The sequence below is a fragment of the Amycolatopsis sp. NPDC058340 genome (assembly GCF_042723975.1).
Lineage (GTDB): Bacteria > Actinomycetota > Actinomycetes > Mycobacteriales > Pseudonocardiaceae > Amycolatopsis.
The window spans coordinates 55692-73273 of the sequence record NZ_JBHXIB010000033.1; the positions used below are offsets into that span (position 1 = coordinate 55692).

The window sequence follows — 17582 nt, forward strand, 5'->3', positions numbered from 1 at the left end:
CGTGGGGGTTTTTTCGGGCGCCCCCCCCGCCCCGGCCGGGGGGGGGGGGGGGTCCCGGGCACTTTGCAACCCGGGGGGGGTGTGTGGATATAGGGACGTTGAGTGTCCCTATATCCACACACCCCGCACTCCGCGTAGCGGCGCCTACTGACTGTGTGGTTTTGGTGCGTCAGATGACCCGAAATCCACACAGTCACCGCGCTGACCTGCGGAAGGGGAGCAAGGGACCTTTGCTACCACCCCGGCCCGGCAAGACCGTCAGGCAGCGCTCTGATCAGGCCGTTTGTGGTAAGAGTCGACGTACTCCTGCCCCGAAAGCTCCAGGATCGCGTACATGATCTCGTCGGTCACCGAGCGCCGGATCGCGGGCGACGAGTCCTGCCCCTCGTACCGCGAGAAGTCCAGCGGCTCGCCGTAGGTGACGGTGATCTTCGCCCGCCGCGGGATCCGTTTCCCGGCGGGCTGCAGGTTCTCGGTCCCGGTCAGCGCGACGGGCACGACCTTCGCGCCGGTCGCCAGCGCGAGCGCCGCGACACCGGTGTGCCCGCGGTGCAGCCGCCCGTCCAGCGAGCGGGTGCCTTCCGGATAGATCGCGAACGCGCCGCCCGCGTCGAGCACCTTCCGCGCCGCTTCCAGCGCGGCGAGACCGGCCTGCGCGTTGCCGCGTTCGACCGGGACGTAGCCGAGGCCGCCCAGGAAACCGGCCATCAGTTTGCCCTTGAGCCCTCGGCCGGTGAAGTACTCCGCCTTGCCGAGGAACTTGACCTGCCGCATCGCCGTGAAAGTGATCACGCCGGTGTCCAGCGCCGCCCGGTGGTTGGGTGCCAGCAGCACCGCGCCGGTGGCGGGGATGTTCTCCACGCCGCGGATCTCGGGGCGGTACAGCGCTCTGACCAGCGGTCCGAGCACGAATCGGACGAGTAGCGGTAGCAAGGTTCCTCCATCGACAGGGTGTCGGACTCCAGCATGGCACGATCACTACTCATGAGTTGGTTCGAGCGGCGTACGTGGCAGAACCCCGGCTGGACGGTCGAAGACATCGTCGCTGCGAAGGGTGACCGCACGGTTTCGGTCGTGCTACCGGCACTCGACGAAGAGGACACCGTCGCCCAGGTCGTCGGGACGGTCCGCCCGTTGCTGGGCACGGTCGTCGACGAGCTGGTCGTGATGGACTCGGGGTCCACCGACGCCACCCCCGAGCTCGCCGCCCGCGCCGGCGCGCGCGTGGTGCACCGCGAGGACGTGCTCCCCGAGCTGCCGCCGGTACCGGGCAAGGGCGAGGTGCTGTGGCGGTCGCTGGCCGCGACGACCGGTGACGTCGTCGTGTTCCTCGACTCCGACCTCGTCGACCCGGATCCGGCGTTCGTGCCGACCCTGCTCGGGCCCCTGCTCTGCGAGGACGGCGTCCACCTGGTCAAGGGCTTCTACCGGCGGCCGCTGCGGTTGGAGAGCAGCGGCGGCGGCCGGGTCACCGAGCTGCTGGCGCGGCCGGTCCTGTCGGCGCTGCGCCCGTCGCTCTCTGGGCTCATCCAGCCCCTTGGAGGCGAGTACGCCGCTACGCGCGAGTTCCTCGAGTCAGTGCCCTTCGCGGCCGGGTACGGCGTCGAGATCGGGCTCATCCTCGACGCCGAAGCGCGCTACGGCCTCGAAGGGCTCGCTCAGGTCAACCTCGGCGTACGCAAGCATCGCAACCGCTCGCTGCTTCAGCTGGGCGTGATGGCACGCCAGATCCTCGGGACGGCGCTCGCGCGCTGCGGCGTCAAGTCCGACGACCCGGCCCAGCTCACCCAGTTCGCGCAGGTGGGTGACGAATGGCTGCCGGAGGTGGCCGAGGTGTCGGTCAGCGACCGGCCGCCGATGCGGGAAGTGCGCGGTCTAGAGGCGTAGAACCTCGTCGAACCCGGCCACCTGCGACTCGCGATGCGTCACGAGGACTACGGTGCCGCGCGCGGCGGCGAGCACGTTCGCCAGGACGGCGTCGCCGTGCGCCGGATCCAGGCCCTCGACGGGTTCGTCCAGCACGAGGATCGGCGGTGCCGAGAGCACTGCTCTCGCCAGGATGAGCCGCTGGCGCTGCCCGCCGGACAGCGTGTCACCGTCGGAGCCGACTTCGCGGTCCAGCGGCAGATCGAAACCGGCCGTGGCGCACGCGTCGAGCAGTTCGGCGTCGGACGAGCCGGGCTTCGCGAGCAGCAGGTTCTCGCGGACCGTCGTGTGGAAGACGTGCGCGTCCGCGAGCGCGCCCGAAATCACCGACGGCAGCAGCGCCGGATCGTAGGTGTCCAGCGGTTTCCCGTTCAGCAGAGCGCGCCCGGACGTCGGCGCCACGGCACCCAGCAGGACGTTCAGCAACGTCGTCTTCCCGGCCCCGCTCGGCCCCACGATCCCGACGCGCTTGCCCGGCGGCAGGTCGAGGTCGACGTCGTCCAGCGCCGCGGCTCTTCCCGCGAAGTGGACGCCGACGCCTTCGAGCCGCAGGTGTCCCGGTTCGGGCACCGCGGTCCCGCGCGCGGGCGGCGGTTCGGTCAGCAGTGCGCGCACCCGCTCGGCCGACGCGCGGACCTCGACCCAGCGCTGGGCGGCCGCGGTCAGGGGGAGCACCAGCTCGAACACGGCCAGCGCGCCCAGCGCGAGTGCCGCGGTCAGCGGCGGTGAAACCCCGGCGGTCAGCGCGATCGCGACGCAGGTCAGCAGCTGGACGAGGATCCCGGCCGCGGTCAGCAGGCTCGTCCGGTTCGCCGTCGCCCGGTCCCGCGAGGCGAGCGCGTCGACGGCGGTGTGTGCGGCGTCCACAGTGGACTCGTGGACGCCGTAGGCGATCAGCTCGCGGCGCCCGGTGATCAGTTCGACCGACCGTTCGGCGAGGTCCGCGCGGGCCGGAGCGCTCGCTTCCGCCGCCGCGCGGGTGATCCGCACGCACAGCCACGGCAAGCCGATCCCCGCGACGGCGAGTCCGAGCGCCAGCACGAGCCCGGCGGCCGGGCTGACGATCAGCGCGATCGTCGTCGACACCGCGCCGACGAACGCGGCGACCCCGGCGGGCAGCAGGCAGCGCAGGATCGCGTCCTGTACGGCGTCCACATCGGACACCAGCCGGGTGACGAGATCGCCGCCCGAATGCCGCGAGACCCGGTGCGGCAGCAGCGACGTGTACACGCGGGTCCGCAAGGCGCCGAGATAACGCAGGACGACCTCGTGCCCGGCGAGCCGTTCCGCGTACCGCAGCCCGCCGCGCAGCAACGCCAGGGTCCGGACGGCGACGATCGCCACGGTGAGCGACGCCAGCGGCGGCTGCTCGGCCGCCTTCAACAGCAGCCACGCGGCGGTGGCCATCAGCGCCAGCCCCGCCAGCTCGGCTCCGGCCCCGATCAGCCCGGCACGGGCCAGCCGTACGACGTCCTTTGTGGACACTCCCCAGGCGTTCACACCAGTTCCCGTTCTCTCAGTGTTCGTCGGTGAACCCGCGTCCGCGATCGACGTCGGCAGGACGCTGGTCGGTCATTCACCTCGCCGATGCGGAGGTGGCGTCCTGCCACCGCGATAGCGGGGCCTTCGGCCGTGGCGGGTTCACCGCCCGAGGTGCATCTTCAGCTCCGCCTACTGCTAGTACGGCGCCATCGTGGACTTCGAGGACGCGGGTGGCCAGCGCGGCCATCGCGGGCCGGTGGGCGACGAGCACCGCGGTCCGGCCGGTGAGCAGTTCACGGGTCGCGCCGAGCACGGCGGCTTCGGTTCCCGCGTCGAGCCTGGCGGTCGGCTCGTCGAGCAGCGCCAGGCCCGCCTCGGTACGGGCCAGCGCCCTGGCGAGGCCGAGCCGTTGCCGCTGACCGGCGGAAAGCGGCGCGCCCAGTTCGCCGATCCGGGTGCGGTAGCCGTCGGGCAGTCCGCGCACGACCTCGTCGAACGCCGCCGCGCGCGCCGCGGCCTGGACGTCCGGCACCTGGCCCATGGCGATGTTCTCCTCGACGGTCCCGGTGAACAGCGTCGGCCGCTGCGGCACCCACGCCGTCCCGGCCCGCCACGCGGCCGGATCCAGGTCGCGCAGGTCGACGCCGTCGACGAGGACCCGGCCGGACGTCGGCGTGACGAAACCCAGCAGGACCGCCAGCAACGTGCTCTTCCCGGAACCGCTGGGCCCCACCAGCGCGACGTGCTCACCCGGCTCGATCGTCATGTCCACTTCGGACAACACGGTCTCGTCGCCGTACGCGACGCTCACCTTCTCCAGCACGATCCGGGGCGCACCGCGGCGGGCCACCCGCGAACCCCCGGCGACGTCCTCCGTACGGACGGCCAGCGCCTCCCGCAGCGTTGCGAGCCCTTCCGCGCTGGCGTGGAACTTCGCCCCGGCTGCCCGCAGCGGCAGGTAAGCCTCGGGAGCGAGCAGCAGGACCAGCACCGCGGTGTGCACGACCATGCCTCCTTCCAACAGCCGGAAGCCGATCGGTACCGCGACCAGTGCCACCGAGAGCGTCGCCACCAGTTCCAGTACCAGTGCGGACAGGAACGCGACCCGCAGTGTGCGCATGGTCGCGTCGGTGTGCGCGTCCGCCATCGCCCGCACGGTCTTCGCCTGCGCCTCCGCGCGGCCGAATACCTTGAGCGTGCCGAGCCCGCGCACGACGTCGAGGAAATCCCCGCCCAGCTTGGAAAGCAGCGCCCACTGTTTGGCGGTCTTCGCTTTCGTGTGCTGCCCGACCAGGATCGCGAACACCGGGATCAGCGGCAACGTCGCGAGGATGATCAGCGCCGACGACAGATCCGCGGCGAACAGCCGGACGAGCACCGCGACCGGGATGATCGCCGAGAGCACCACCGTCGGCAGATAGCCGGTCAGATAGGCGTCGCTCGCGTCGATGCCCTTGGTCACCAGGGTCGCGACCTTGCCGGGGTTGTCCGCCTCCGCGCCGAGAAGCCGTTTGCGCAGCCCGGATTTGACCGTCGCCGCGAACCGGCCGCCGACGGAACCCTGGACGCCCGCGAGCAACGCCCGTACGGCGATGGCGGCCACGAGCGTCCAGGTCACGCCGCCACCGGTGAGCAGCGTCGCGAGGCCGTCGGCCTGGACGAGGATCGCCGCTGCGGTCAGCGTGCCGAGGACGGCCAGTACGCCGAAATGGCGGCGCAATCCGGGAAGGGGAGGCATCTCGGGCTCCTAGAAGTGCAGCAGCGAACGCTGGTCGACGCGGGTGTCGTGCCTGCGCCAGGTCACCCACTGCACGGCGGCGATCGCCACCAGCGCGGGCGGCAGGACGATGGTGAGCAGGCCGAGCATCTCGGTGCTGGTGGCCGCTTCCGTCAGGCTCAACGAGAAGCCTCCGTCCACAGAGGACACCAGCGCGTCCGGCAGGCGCAGGGTGCCCACCGCCAGCACCGGCGACGCGGACAACGTCATCGTGGCGACCAGTGCCGCCTTGTGCCGCCCCGCGCGCAAGGCCGCGGCCGCGACGCCCAGCGCACCGAACGCCAGCACGATCGCGGGCAGCACCGACCACGACGCGGTGGTCTCGACAGCGCCCCACACGACCGCCACGACCAGAAACGCGAGCGCCGGCGCGAGCAGTGCCTTGGCGATCCTGTTCGCGCGGGCGGTGAACTCCGCCGGCGCCCGGACGGCCAGGAAAGCCGCTCCCTGCAAGGCGAACAGCGCGACGAACCCGGCACCCCAGAGCAGCGCGTACGGGCTGAACACCGCGAGGACGTCGCCGGTCGGCTTCCCGGCCGCGTCGAGCGGGAGCCCGAGCACGAGATTGCCGAGGAACACACCCCAGGACACCGCCGTCACCCAGGCGCCGACGGTGATCGCCAGTGTCCAGGCGCCGCGGCCCGCGTCCGGCCGCCTGCTGCGCAACTGCACCGCCGCGGTGAACGTGACGAGCCCGAGCAGCAGGGTGACGACCGGAAGGTACGCCCCGGAGAACACTTTCCCTTCCAGATGCGGGAAAGCACCGAACAGGACGCCGACCGCGGCCACCAGCCACACCTCGTTGGCCAGGAAGAACGGGCCGAAAGCGCCGAGCACGCGCCTTCGCCCGGCCTCGTCACGGCTGAGCCTGCCGAGCAGCATCCCGACGCCGTAGTCGTAGCCCGCCAGCGCGAAATAGCCGGCCGTCAGGAAACCGAGCACACACCACCAGAGGATCACCATCGGTCAGACTCCGCTCAGGACGGGAAGTTCGGCACGGGGCGCGGCCGTCTCGACGGGGTCCGGACCGCGTTTGGCGACCCGCGACATCAGCACCCAGTCGGCGATCGCGAGCACCAGGAACAACAGCGTGAAAGCGATGAAGGAGAACAGGATCTGCCCCGCCGGGATCGCCGCGACGGCGTCGGCGGTGGTCAGCTGCCCGCGGATCAGCCACGGCTGACGGCCGATCTCGCGCACCAGCCAGCCGAGGATCGCCGCGACGAACGGCAGCGGAATGGCCAGCACCATCACGTACAGCAGCGGCCGCACCTTGGTGATCCAGTTCCGGAAGAGCAGCAAAGTGCCGAGGATCGAGGCGAGGAAGGCGATGAACCCGATCTGGATCATGAAGCCCAGCGAGGCGCCGACCAGCGGATCGGGCGACTTGAGCTTGTCGGGGTGGTATTCGCCCAGCGGACCGAACTGGCCGAAACCGAAACCGATCACCAGCGTGCTGCCGACCAGCGAGGCGAGCACGCCGATGCGCATCGAACGCCGGAAGAACTCGATCTCCTTGGTGCGCTTGATGAAGTGGTACGCGCTGACGCCGACCACGAAGAAGCCGCCGGTCATGAGCGCCGCGCTCAGCACGTGCGGCAGCGAGCTCGTCAGCGCCGGGTTGGTGAACAGGGCGCCGAAGTCGTCGAGCTTCAGCACGCCGTTCTCGGCGTGGGTGCCGACCGGGTTCTGCAGGAACGAGTTGGCCACCATGATGAACAGCGCCGAGGCGTACGCGGTCAGCGTGACCAGCCAGATCAGCGTCAGGTGGACCCATTTGTTCAGCCGCCCCCAGCCGAAGATCCACAGCCCAAGGAAGGTCGATTCGGCGAAGAACGCCACCAGCGTCTCGATGGCCAGCGGGGCGCCGAAGACGTCGCCCGCGACCGCGGACAGGCCGGTCCAAGTCAGTCCGAACTGGAATTCCATCACGATTCCGGTGACGATTCCCAGCGCGTAATTGATGACGTAAAGCTTGCCCCAGAAGCGAGTCATCCGCGTGAGCTCCGGCTTGCCACCGAACGCGGAGCGTGTCTGCATCACCGCGACGAGTGTCACGAGCCCCAGTGTGAGCAGCACGAACAGGAAGTGGAACGAGGTCGTCGTCGCGAACTGGAGTCTCGCGATCGGGAGTGCGTCCATGTCGAGGCACTGTATACGTAGGCTGGCTACATGTAGCCACTAAATCTATGAAATCGGGGTGATCTCGGGGACATTCCCTGAGGTCGGTCCGGGAAAGTCCCGGCTACCCTGGTATGCGGCGATGTGTAGACTGTCTATCTATGAAGGCCGACAGTCTGCGCGGGCACCTCGACGCGCTGCTCCTCGCCGTCCTCGACGGCCGGAAGCTGCACGGGTACGCCATCATCGAGGCGCTCCAGCTCCGCAGCGACGGCGCGCTCGACCTGCCGACGGGCACCGTCTACCCGGCGCTTCGCCGGTTGGAACGCGCCGGATTCCTCGCCAGCGAGTGGGACGTCGTGTCCGGCCGCAAACGTCGTACGTACAAGCTCACCCGCTCCGGGCAGAAGGCCTTGGCGGCGGAACGAGCGGAGTGGCAGGAGTTCACCACCGTGATCGGTGGTGTCCTCGGGGGGAGCACGGCATGAGCACGATCGAGGCCTATATCGGCGATCTGGACGCCCGGTTGCGCGGGTCGGCGGGGGCGAAGGCCGATCTGCTCACCGAGGCCAGGGACGGTCTGATCGACGCGGCCGAGGCGTACCGCGAGGGTGGTATCGACGAGGCGGAGGCCGAACGCCGTGCCGTCGCCGATTTCGGCCCGGCCGCCGTGATCGCCCGTGAGTACCAGGCCGAGCTGGCGTTGCGCGGCGACATCGGCACGTTGTGGAAGGTCATCATCGGTGTGCCGCTGATCCAGGTGACCTGGGAGCTGGCGCGGATCTGGACCTACGGCGACTGGAGCCGGAGCGGGAACGCGCATCCGGAGTGGTACATGTCCGTCATCGAACTCTTCGGCATCCTGGTCCTCGTTCCGCCCGTGATCGGAGTGGCCGCGCTGTTCGGGACGCGACGGCTGGGGCGCAGGCTCGACAGTGTGAGCCTGGGGAAGGTGACGCGGTGGACGGTGGGCGCCGCGGCGAGTACGAACCTGCTGGCGTTGTTGCTGCTCACCGTGGGCACGACGGTCCTCGATCCGTCGAGGCTGAACGTGAGCCTGGTGTGCAACGTGCTGGCACTCGGCTGGGTCGCGTTCAGTTTCTGGCTGCTCCAACCGGCTTTCCGGCCCCGGCCCGCGCTCGCCGCATGAACGCGATCGAGGCCTACATCGGCGATCTGGACGCCCGGTTGCGCGGGCCGTCGTCGGCGAAGTCCGATCTGCTCACCGAGGCCAGGGACGGTCTGACCGACGCGGCCGAGGCCTATCGCGAGGGTGGTGCCGACGAGGCGGAGGCCGAACGCCGTGCCGTCGCCGATTTCGGCCCGGTGGACCTGATCGCCCGCGACTACCAGGCGGAACTGGGGCTGCGACGCGACATCCGCGTGCTGTGGGAGCTGATCGTGGGTGTCCCGCTGCTGATCCTCGGCTGGGATCTCGCCCGGGGTTTCGGGGATTGGTCGGGCTTCGGCGACTCGCCGTCCTGGTACCACCGCGCGATCGGCGCGGCCGACACGCTCGCGGCGCTGTCCCCGGCCGTCGCGGTCGCCGGGTTGCTCGCGGCACGGTTGCTCTCGCGGCGCGCGGGCGGTCCGTTCGCCGCTCGCGTCGTCTCGTGGTCGCTGGCCGGGGCGGTGGGGCTGAATCTGCTCGCGGTCGCGACGTACGGCGGCGCGACCGGGTTGCTGGAGCCCGCCCGCATGATCGTCAGCGTGCCGTGCGCGGTCATGTCCGGAACCTGGATCCTGTTCAGCATGCGGCTCACGGTCGCCGCGCGGAGCCGGAGAGCCACGGCATGACGGTGATCGAGGCGTACCTCGGGGAGCTGCGCACCCGGCTGGACGGCCCGGCGTCGGCGAAGCGGGACCTGTTGCGTGAGGCGCGGGACGGGCTCAACGACGCCGCGGACGCGTATCGCGACGGCGGCTGGAGCGAACAAGAGGCGCAGCGGCGTGCCGTCGCCGATTTCGGGCCGGTGCACCTGATCGCGCGGGACTATCAGGCCGAACTGGGGATGCACAGCGGCACCCGCACCCTGTGGAAGCTGATCCTCGGCGTGCCGATGATGCAGCTCGCCTGGGAGTTCGCCCGCGAATGGACCTTCGGCGACTGGTCGCAGCTCACGACGCCGACCCCGGGTTGGTACAAGTACGTCGCCCAGTTCACCCACGGCTCGGTGTTCATCGTGCCGATGCTGGGCGTGGTCGCGCTGGTCTCCATGCGCTGGCTTTCCCGGCGGATGGACGGCGCCCGGCTGGTCAGGACCGCCGGCGTACTGATCGGTGAGGCCGTCGGGCTGAACCTGCTTTCGGTGGCGCTGCTGGTGATCGCGACCGGATTCATCGACGCGTCGAGACTGTTCCTGTCGGTGCCGTGCGGGATCCTCATGGTGCTCTGGGTGGTGCTCAGCGTGCGACTCGCGTTGCTGGCGCGACGATCGTGGCGTTCGTGTGCCACGATCGTGGCGTGACGACCGCCCTGATCTATCTCGTAGTCATGCTGCTGGTGGCCGCCGTGGTGTTTCTGCTGGCCGCCGTGGTGTTCGGCAGGGGTGAGGAGCTGGCCCCGCTGCCTCCAGGCGGCTCGCCGACCAGGCTGCCCGCGGAGGACATCACCGCCGAGGACGTCCATGCCGTCCGCTATCAGATGGTGCTGCGCGGCTACAAGATGTCCGAAGTGGACTGGGTGATGCGGCGGCTCGGCGTCGAGATCGAGGACCTGCGGGCCAAAGTGGCCGAACTGGAGGCCGAGCGCGAGGGCGCCAGGTGACCGATGTCGTCGTCTCCGTCGACGTCGCGGTACCGGCCGGGACGGCTTGGCTCGCCCTGACCGACTGGGAACGCCAGGGCGAATGGATGCTCGGCACCGAGGTCAAGGTCGTCGAGGGCAACGGGCGTAGCGTGGGTTCGAAGCTGTCGGCGTTCACCGGTGTCGCCGGGATCGGCTTCACCGACACCATGGAGATCACCAGCTGGGAACCGCCGCTGCGCTGCGTCGTGCGGCATCTCGGCAAGATCGTGCAGGGCACCGGGGTCTTCCAGGTGATCGAGAAGGGGCCGCATTCCTCGACGTTCGTCTGGGCGGAGCATCTGCGGCCGCCGTTCGGCGTCGTCGGACGGCTCGGCTGGCCGGTCGCGAAACCGGGCTTCGAACTGGGACTGCGGTTGTGCCTGCAGAGATTCGTGAAGTACGCGGAGGGGTACAGGGTTGGCTGAGGCGGGTCTGCTGGGCGCGGACGGGATCAAGCGGTGTTCGTGGGGTAACTCGGCCCCGGACTACGCCGAGTACCACGACACCGAGTGGGGCGTCCCGCTCCACGGCGACGAAGAGCTGTACGAGCGCCTGTGCCTGGAGTCGTTCCAGTCCGGGCTTTCGTGGATCACGATCCTGCGGAAACGGGAGTCGTTCCGGAAGGCGTTCAAGAAGTTCAAGCCGAAGAAGGTCGCGGCCTTCACCGACGACGACGTCGCTCGGCTGATGGAAGACGCGTCGATCGTGCGGAACCGGGCGAAGATCCTGGCGGCGATCACCAACGCGCGGGCGATTTCGGAACTGGATGGTTCGTTGGACGACCTGCTGTGGTCGTTCGCGCCCTCCTCGCACGCCCGGCCGCGGCGGATGGCGGACGTCCCGGCGATCACCGACGAGTCGAAGGCGATGGCGAAGGAACTCAAGAAGCGCGGCTTCGTGTTCCTCGGGCCGACGACCTGCTACGCGCTGATGCAGGCGACCGGGATGGTCGACGACCACGTGAAGGACTGCTTCCGGGCCGCCTCGTGAGTGGCAAGGACGGTTAGAACCGTCCTTGCCACTCACGAGGTTTACTTGCCCTGGAAGTTCGGCTTGCGCTTGCCCACGAACGCCTCGACGGCCTCGGTGTGGTCGGCCGTCGCGCCCAGCGCGGTCTGGGCCGCGTCCTCGGCGTCGAGCGCCTCTTCGAGGGACGACTCGGCGGCGACGGACAGGACGTTCTTGATCTTCGCGTACGCGACCGTCGGGCCGGCGGCGAGCTTCGCGGCGACCTTCTGCGCGCGGGCGGCCAGTTCCTCGTCCGGGACGACCTCGCCGACCAGGCCGAGCGTCAGCGCCTCGGCGGAGTCGACCGTGCGCGCCATCAGCATCAGCTCGGCCGCGCGGCCGAGGCCGATCAGCCGCTGCAACGTCCACGACGCGCCCGAGTCCGGGCCGAGGCCGACGTTCGCGAACGCCATCAGGAAGTTCGCCGACGTCGCCGCGATCCGGAGGTCGCTCGCGTACGCGAAGGCCGCGCCCGCGCCCGCCGCCGGGCCGTTCACCGCCGCGATGACCGGCTTCGGCATCCCGACGATCGTCTTGACGATCGGGTTGTAGTGCTCCTTGACCGTGTGTAGCGGCGCGGGGTCACCCGCCTGCAGCAGCCCGACGTGCTCCTTCAGGTCCTGCCCGGCGCAGAACGCCTTGCCCGAACCGGTCAGCACGACCGCGCGGACGCTGTCGTCGGCCGCGGCCTCGGTCAGGCCCGCCAGCAGCAGTTCCTTGAGTTCGACGGTCAGCGAGTTGTACGCCTGCGGCCGGTTCAGCGTGAAGGTGCGCACGCCATCGGCGTCGGCGGTCAGCAGAACGTCGGATGTGGTCACGGGATCTCCTAGTCGGCGAAACTGCGGTCTGAGACGAAGTCTTTCAGCCTCGCGAGCCGCATACCAGCACCGATACGGCGGCAAAAGATCGGTCCGCGTTCGCGCTCGGCCGCTGATGAGGGACAATGGACAGTAGACCCGGCTGGCTTTGACGAGCGCGACCCGGGCGCGCCGGTTGAGACGGAGGGAGCACGCTATGGCGGCCATGAAGCCCCGGACCGGAGATGGTCCCCTCGAAGTGACTAAGGAGGGGCGGGGCCTCGTGATGCGCGTACCACTCGAAGGTGGTGGGCGTCTCGTCGTCGAACTCTCCGCGGAAGAAGCGAAGGATCTCGGCGCGGCCTTGCAGGAGGTCACCGGCTGAGCCGGACCGCACCAACGTTCAACCCACCCGCACCCCGGTCTCCCTTCGGAGGCCGGGGTCGCGGTTCATCTGCGCCCGGAGGTCGCTCACTGTGCGTAACCCGCTACCCCCCGTTCCGGGGAAGCTGCTCGAACTCGAGGTCTCGGACGACCTGAGGCGCGGTACGCCGCTGGCCACGCTGATCGCGGCGCCGTCCGAAGAGGACGGTGACGCCGGGCTCGCGGAGATCGGCGGCGTTCGGCCCACCGGCAAGGCCGGTGACGTGCAGACCGTGCCGACCGGCGGCGTCCGCTGGGTGGCGGGTGTCGGCGACGGCGAGCCGAAGCAGTACCGCAAGGCCGGTGCGGCTCTGGTCCGCGCCGTTTCGTCGGCGCTGGAAGAAGACGTCAAGGCGGGCCAGAAGGCGTTCCGTGCCTTCGCCGTCGAACTGCCCGAGGACGCGGGCGCCGAACACGTCGAAGAACTCGCGTTCGGGCTGCTGCTCGGCGGCTACCGGTTCACGGTGACGGCCGAGGAGCCGAAGCCGAGCCTGCGGACCGTGCGCTTGATCACACGTCACGCGGACGCCTTGGACCGGGTCCGCGAACTCGCCGCGGCCGCCGCGTTCGCGCGCGACCTGGCGAACACGCCGTCGAACATCAAGACGCCCGCCTGGCTCGCCGACACGGCTGCCCGGGTCGCCGGCGGCATCCCGAACCTGACCGTGACGGCGCGGGACGAGAAGTGGCTGGCCGATCAGGGCTTCGGCGGCGTCCTCGCCGTCGGTGGCGGATCGGCCGCGCCGCCGCGGCTGATCGAACTGGAGTACCGGCCGCGCGGGGCGACGACGCATCTGCTGCTGGTCGGCAAGGGCATCACCTTCGACACCGGTGGTCTTTCGATCAAACCGGCCGACGGCATGCACCTCATGCGCACCGACATGGCGGGCGGCGCGGCGATCATCGCCGCGGTCCGCGCGATCGCCGCGCTGCGCCTGCCGGTCAAGGTGACCGGGCTGGTGCCCGCCGCCGAGAACCACGTGTCCGGTTCGTCGTACCGGCCCGGCGACATCGTCCGGCACTACGGCGGCAAGACCACCGAGGTGGGCAACACCGACGCCGAGGGCCGCATGGTGCTGGCCGACGCCCTCGTCTACGGCATCAAGAAGCACAAGCCGGACGCCGTGATCGACGCGGCGACCCTGACCGGCGCCATGAAGGTCTCGCTCGGCGTCCGCACCGGCGGTGTCTTCGCCACCGACGACGCGCTCGCGGAACGGGTCGCGAAGGCGGGCGAGCGGGTCGGCGAGGCGTGGTGGCGGATGCCGCTGCTGGAGGACCTCGCCGAGACCGTGCAGGGCTCGCTCGGCGACGTCCGGCAGGCGCCGGGCGGCCCCGGCGGCATCGTCGCGGCGCTGTTCCTGCGCGAGTTCGTCGGGGACGTGCCGTGGGCGCATCTCGACATCGCCGGCCCCGCGCGGGCCGACAAGACCTACGCGGACGTCGTGCCCGGGGCCACCGGATTCGCGGCGCGGACGCTGGTCGAACTGGTCGCTTCCTACGCCTGACCTGCGGTTTACCTGCGGGGTGGTAGCAAAGGTCCCTTGCTCCCGCCCCGCAGGTCGACCCTGGGCATGGGCTGGGTCGGCGCGTCACCGGCGTGGGCGGTGAGCCGCCGTGCGATCCCGGTCGCGGGGCCGGTCAGGAACCGGAAGACGAGCCACGCCGTCACGGAGCCGAGGACGAGCCCGGCGAGCACGTCGTGCGGGTAGTGCGCGCCGACGAAGACCCGCGAGAAGCCCATCAGCACCGCACCCGGGAGCACCCACGGCGCGAGTCGCCGCCAAGCGAGTGCCAGCCCGACGGCGGCCGCCGCCGCGATCGTGGAGTGGTTGCTCGGGAAGGACCAGTCGCCGACCGGCGGGCAGTCGACGAGTGTGACGAGGTTCCGGCACGGCCGGTCCTCCTGGATCACGCTCTTCAGGCCTTCGCTGATCAGGTACGCGACCGCGGTCGCGGCGGGTGGCAGCAGCGCCACGGCCATCCGGACGGGCGAAGTGCGTGCCCGCCACAACATCCAGGCGAAGAGCGCCGCGAAGGCGAGCAGTCCTGCTTCGGTGAACAGGATTCCGGTCGCCTGAAGCCAGTTCGGGCTCTCGCCCGCCAACTCCACGATGTCGTCGTACATTCACCCGAAGTTAGCGAAAACGACGCCCCCGTGCGGTGGACGATCGGCAGGGATCGACCCTGCCGATCGTCACCAGGGCTGCGCGCGGACCCGCTCCCGGAACCGCAGGACGGCGGGCGGCAGGACCACATCGCGACGCCACGCCAGCCCGATGGTCCGCCCGACCGGCGGCACCAGCGGGACTTCGGCGACACCCGCCGGGCTGCCCGGCTCGAAACGGGGGAGCAGCGCGACTCCGAGCCCGGCCGCGACGAGCCCGCGGACCGTGTCGGACTCCTGTCCTTCGAAGGCGATCTTCGGCTCGAAGCCTGCCGCGGCGCACAATTCGTCGGTGATGGTGCGGAGGCCGTAGCCGGTCTCGAGGAGCACGAACTCCTCGTCCGCGAGGTCCTCGATGGCGGCGCTGGGCCGGTCGGCGAGACGGTGCGACGTCGGCACGGAAAGGAAGATCTCCTGCTCGGAAAGCACGGCGGTGTCGAGCAGCGGGTCGTCGACAGGAGCTGGCGCGAGCAGCGCGAGGTCGAGCTCGCCGCTGGTCAGCCTGTCGACCATGTCCTGACGTGAGCCCTGGACCAGCGTGAACCGGACGCCCGGGTGGTCCGCGCGATAGCCGCGGAGCAACGTGGGGACCAGCGAGCGGCCGAGCAGGTGCAGGAAACCGAGGACGATGTGCCCGGATTCGGGGTCGACCTCCTCGCGGGCTTGACGGACCCCGGCGTCGACGGCGGCGAGCGCGCGTTCCGCGGCGTCGGCGAGCAGCTCGGCGGCACGGGTGAGCCGGATTCCGCGGCCGTCGGGGACTGTGAGCGGTGCGCCGAGGGCCTCACCGAGCGCCGAGATCCGGCGGCTTACCGTGGGCTGCGGGACACCGAGCAGTTCCGCCGCGCGTGTGACATTCGTCGTGCGGCGCAGTGCGGTGAGCAGAGCGAGCTGGGGGGCTAGCTGGGCGGTCATCCTTTCATTCAGCACGGTATCGATTGTGGCAGATGAGCGTATTAGACGTATCGTTTAGCCAGGCTTAGCTTCGAGGACGTGCCTGCCCCCGGAACCACCCGCCGCGTGACGATCGCCGTCGCCGCGGCCGGGATCTCCTCGTTCGCGCTGCTCTACGCGCCGCAGCCGGTGCTGCCGCAACTGGCCGAGCAGTACCACCTCGATCCTGGCGGCGCCTCGCTCGCGGTGAGCGTCGCGACCGGCGCGCTCGCGATCGCCGTGCTGCCGATCGCGGCGCTTTCGGAGGTGGTGGGACGGCGCCCGGTGATCATCGCTTCGGTGGTCGCGTCGGTCGTGTTCGGTTTCCTGTTGCCGCTGGCGCCCAGCTATCCGGCGCTGCTCGTGCTGCGGGCGCTGCAAGGGGTCGCCATCGCCGGGTTCCCCGGGGTGGCCGCGGCCTACCTCGCGGAACGGCTCGGCAAGGCCGGGCTGGCGGCGGCGGTGGGCGCGATGATCGCCGGGAACACCGTCGGCGGCATGGTCGGGCGGCTCGCGGCCGGGTTCACCGCCGGACCGTTCGGCTACCAGGGTGCGCTGCTCGTCGTCGCGGTGGTCGGGCTGGTCTGCACGGTGGTCACGGTGCTGGCCCTGCCGCCGGGGGAGCAAGGGACCTTTGCTACCACTTTCGCGGATCGGCGCAGGTCAGAGCGGTTCCGCGAACAGGGCAAGGCGGTGCTCGCCGGGCTCGGCGCGGCCGTCCGGAAGCCGGTCCTGCTCGTCCAGTACGCGGTCGCGCTGCTGGCGATGGGCTCGTTCGTCGCGCTGTACAACGCCGCCGGGTTCCGCCTGACCGGCGAGCCGCTGAACCTCTCGCCCGCGATCGCGTCGCTCGTCTTCCTCGCGTACGCGATCGGCTCGGTCTCGTCGGCGACGGCGGGCAAGCTCGTCGGCCGGTTCGGGCGTCGCCGGGCGCTTGCCGCTGCCCTGCTGCTCACGATCGCGGGCGCCGCGCTGACCCTGTCCGACTCGCTGCCCATGGTCGTCGCCGGATTCGTGGTGCTGACCGGCGCGTTCTTCGCCGCGCACGCCGTCGCCAACGGCTGGGCCGCGGCGGAGGCGCCCGAGAACGCCCGTGGCCAGGTCGGCGGGCTCTACACGCTCTCGTACTACCTCGGGAGCAGCGTCGGCGGCGCCGTCGGCGCGACCGTGTACGGGCACGCGGGCTGGACCTGGCTGATCGTGCTCACCGCCGCCTGGCTGGCCCTCGCCGCGGTGGCCGTGCTGAAGGGGACTTTCCCCGCGTCACACGTGGTGAAAGCGCCCTTCGCCGCGTCAGATGCGGTGAAGGCGTCCTTCAGCCCCCGGCGGTAGAAAGTGGTAGCAAAGGTCCCTTGCTACGCGATCGCGGCGACCAGCAGCCCGCCGCCCACCGGCAACAGCGCCGGCACCAGCCGCTCGTCCTCCCGGAAGGCCCGCGCGACCTCCCGGAGCGCGAGCGTGTCCGGATCACGCCGTGAGGGATCGGTCACCCTGGTGCCCGAGACGTTGTGGAACGCCAGTATCCCGCCGGGCCGTAGCAGCGCGACGGCCTTCTCGTAGCAACTCGGGTACTCGACCGGCGCCGAATCGACGAACACCAGGTCGTAGCCGCCGGGCGTCAGCCGGGGGAGGACGTCGAGCGCGCGCCCCATGATCAGCCGGGTCCGTCCCGGCGGATAGCCTGCCTCGCGGAACGCCGCCCGCGCCGCCCGGTGGTACTCCGGCTCGATGTCGATCGAAGTGAGGATCCCGTCGTCGACCATGCCGCCGAGCAGGCACAACCCGCTCACCCCGGCCCCGGTTCCGACCTCGACGACGGCCTTCGCCCGGAGCGTCGTGGCGAGGAAACGCAGAGTCGCACCCGCACCCGCGCTCAGCGGACCGCACCCCAGATCGGCCGACCGCGCCCGCGCGGCGGCCAGTACCTCGTCGTCGGGGACGTAGCCGTCGACGAGATCGGCGTCGGCGGCCTCGGCAGGCGAGCCCGCATGCGTCCCGGAATTCACACGCGGAGGTTAGCGCTGCCTATCGCCAAAAGAGCAGAAGACTCCTGGTAACGACTTCTCAGCCTCCTCTCAGTCCAGTCTCACTAGAAACATAAGCAGGCCGGACAGACTGGTCCTCGACAACGGGAACACCGTGCTCATCGCCCGCGTTGGG

The 17582-nt window shown here is 70.4% G+C and carries 20 protein-coding genes; 11 read left to right on the forward strand and 9 right to left on the reverse strand.

Annotation, left to right across the window (positions count from 1 at the left end):
* Window positions 1–258 precede the first annotated feature (258 nt).
* Complete coding sequence (locus ACFWIW_RS28990; protein WP_378371395.1) at window positions 259–933, reverse strand: lysophospholipid acyltransferase family protein; 675 nt, start codon at window positions 931–933, stop codon at window positions 259–261.
* A 51-nt stretch (window positions 934–984) separates the two neighbouring features.
* Here ACFWIW_RS28990 and ACFWIW_RS28995 point away from each other — a divergent pair, with 51 nt between their 5' ends.
* Complete coding sequence (locus tag ACFWIW_RS28995) at window positions 985–1887, forward strand: glucosyl-3-phosphoglycerate synthase (protein WP_378371396.1); 903 nt, start codon at window positions 985–987, stop codon at window positions 1885–1887.
* Here the strand turns inward: ACFWIW_RS28995 and cydC are convergent.
* The 4 genes from cydC to ACFWIW_RS29015 all read right to left on the reverse strand — a co-directional run bounded on the left by cydC (window position 1876) and on the right by ACFWIW_RS29015 (window position 7327).
* Window positions 1876–3426 carry a thiol reductant ABC exporter subunit CydC gene (gene cydC, locus ACFWIW_RS29000; protein WP_378371397.1) on the reverse strand — a complete coding sequence of 517 codons (1551 nt, stop codon included), beginning with the start codon at window positions 3424–3426 and terminating at the stop codon, window positions 1876–1878. The two genes, ACFWIW_RS28995 and cydC, sit on opposite strands and share 12 nt — an antisense overlap.
* 76 nt (window positions 3427–3502) lie before the next feature.
* Entirely contained in the window at window positions 3503–5146 is a 1644-nt protein-coding gene (gene cydD, locus ACFWIW_RS29005; protein ID WP_378371398.1) for a thiol reductant ABC exporter subunit CydD, read from the reverse strand.
* A 9-nt stretch (window positions 5147–5155) separates the two neighbouring features.
* Entirely contained in the window at window positions 5156–6148 is a 993-nt protein-coding gene (locus ACFWIW_RS29010) for a cytochrome d ubiquinol oxidase subunit II (RefSeq protein WP_378371399.1), read from the reverse strand.
* A gap of 3 nt (window positions 6149–6151) precedes the next feature.
* Window positions 6152–7327, reverse strand: a complete 1176-nt coding sequence (locus tag ACFWIW_RS29015; RefSeq protein ID WP_378371400.1) for a cytochrome ubiquinol oxidase subunit I — start codon at window positions 7325–7327, stop codon at window positions 6152–6154.
* A gap of 140 nt (window positions 7328–7467) precedes the next feature.
* Here ACFWIW_RS29015 and ACFWIW_RS29020 point away from each other — a divergent pair, with 140 nt between their 5' ends.
* From ACFWIW_RS29020 to ACFWIW_RS29050, 7 genes are read left to right on the forward strand one after another with little or no spacing between them, the layout of a single operon-like run.
* On the forward strand, window positions 7468–7794 hold the full coding sequence (locus ACFWIW_RS29020; protein WP_005155407.1) for a helix-turn-helix transcriptional regulator: 327 nt from the start codon (window positions 7468–7470) through the stop codon (window positions 7792–7794).
* On the forward strand, window positions 7791–8456 hold the full coding sequence (locus ACFWIW_RS29025) for a permease prefix domain 1-containing protein (protein WP_378371401.1): 666 nt from the start codon (window positions 7791–7793) through the stop codon (window positions 8454–8456). Before ACFWIW_RS29020 ends, ACFWIW_RS29025 begins: the two co-directional genes overlap by 4 nt.
* On the forward strand, window positions 8453–9103 hold the full coding sequence (locus tag ACFWIW_RS29030) for a permease prefix domain 1-containing protein (protein WP_378371402.1): 651 nt from the start codon (window positions 8453–8455) through the stop codon (window positions 9101–9103). The genes ACFWIW_RS29025 and ACFWIW_RS29030 overlap by 4 nt, the downstream gene beginning before the upstream one ends.
* Window positions 9100–9774, forward strand: a complete 675-nt coding sequence (locus ACFWIW_RS29035; RefSeq protein WP_378371403.1) for a permease prefix domain 1-containing protein — start codon at window positions 9100–9102, stop codon at window positions 9772–9774. Before ACFWIW_RS29030 ends, ACFWIW_RS29035 begins: the two co-directional genes overlap by 4 nt.
* On the forward strand, window positions 9771–10073 hold the full coding sequence (locus ACFWIW_RS29040) for a DivIVA domain-containing protein (RefSeq protein ID WP_037332168.1): 303 nt from the start codon (window positions 9771–9773) through the stop codon (window positions 10071–10073). Before ACFWIW_RS29035 ends, ACFWIW_RS29040 begins: the two co-directional genes overlap by 4 nt.
* Window positions 10070–10519 (forward strand): SRPBCC family protein, encoded by a 450-nt coding sequence (locus ACFWIW_RS29045; RefSeq protein ID WP_378371404.1) that lies wholly within the window; start codon window positions 10070–10072, stop codon window positions 10517–10519. The genes ACFWIW_RS29040 and ACFWIW_RS29045 overlap by 4 nt, the downstream gene beginning before the upstream one ends.
* A complete protein-coding gene (locus tag ACFWIW_RS29050; RefSeq protein WP_378371405.1) occupies window positions 10512–11084 on the forward strand; it encodes a DNA-3-methyladenine glycosylase I in 573 nt (190 codons plus the stop codon). The genes ACFWIW_RS29045 and ACFWIW_RS29050 overlap by 8 nt, the downstream gene beginning before the upstream one ends.
* 41 nt (window positions 11085–11125) lie before the next feature.
* Here the strand turns inward: ACFWIW_RS29050 and ACFWIW_RS29055 are convergent, their stop codons facing one another.
* Entirely contained in the window at window positions 11126–11920 is a 795-nt protein-coding gene (locus ACFWIW_RS29055; protein WP_240595542.1) for an enoyl-CoA hydratase/isomerase family protein, read from the reverse strand.
* Between the two features lie 196 nt (window positions 11921–12116).
* Between ACFWIW_RS29055 and ACFWIW_RS29060 the strand changes: the two genes are divergently transcribed.
* Together ACFWIW_RS29060 and ACFWIW_RS29065 are read left to right on the forward strand one after the other, a co-directional pair.
* Window positions 12117–12284, forward strand: a complete 168-nt coding sequence (locus ACFWIW_RS29060; protein ID WP_005155393.1) for a DUF3117 domain-containing protein — start codon at window positions 12117–12119, stop codon at window positions 12282–12284.
* Between the two features lie 91 nt (window positions 12285–12375).
* Window positions 12376–13830: a leucyl aminopeptidase family protein gene (locus tag ACFWIW_RS29065; protein ID WP_378371406.1), complete on the forward strand. Its 1455-nt coding sequence runs from the start codon at window positions 12376–12378 to the stop codon at window positions 13828–13830.
* 8 nt (window positions 13831–13838) lie between these two features.
* Here ACFWIW_RS29065 and ACFWIW_RS29070 read toward each other — a convergent pair whose 3' ends face one another.
* Window positions 13839–14450, reverse strand: a complete 612-nt coding sequence (locus ACFWIW_RS29070; protein ID WP_378371407.1) for a phosphatase PAP2 family protein — start codon at window positions 14448–14450, stop codon at window positions 13839–13841.
* Window positions 14451–14519: 69 nt separating this feature from the next.
* Window positions 14520–15404 (reverse strand): LysR family transcriptional regulator, encoded by an 885-nt coding sequence (locus ACFWIW_RS29075; protein WP_378371408.1) that lies wholly within the window; start codon window positions 15402–15404, stop codon window positions 14520–14522.
* 105 nt (window positions 15405–15509) lie between these two features.
* On the opposite strand from ACFWIW_RS29075, the gene ACFWIW_RS29080 reads away from it, so the two are divergent.
* Window positions 15510–16754, forward strand: a complete 1245-nt coding sequence (locus tag ACFWIW_RS29080) for an MFS transporter (protein WP_378371423.1) — start codon at window positions 15510–15512, stop codon at window positions 16752–16754.
* A 23-nt stretch (window positions 16755–16777) separates the two neighbouring features.
* Here the strand turns inward: ACFWIW_RS29080 and ACFWIW_RS29085 are convergent, their stop codons facing one another.
* Window positions 16778–17428 carry an O-methyltransferase gene (locus ACFWIW_RS29085; RefSeq protein WP_038519085.1) on the reverse strand — a complete coding sequence of 217 codons (651 nt, stop codon included), beginning with the start codon at window positions 17426–17428 and terminating at the stop codon, window positions 16778–16780.
* Window positions 17429–17582: the final 154 nt, after the last annotated feature.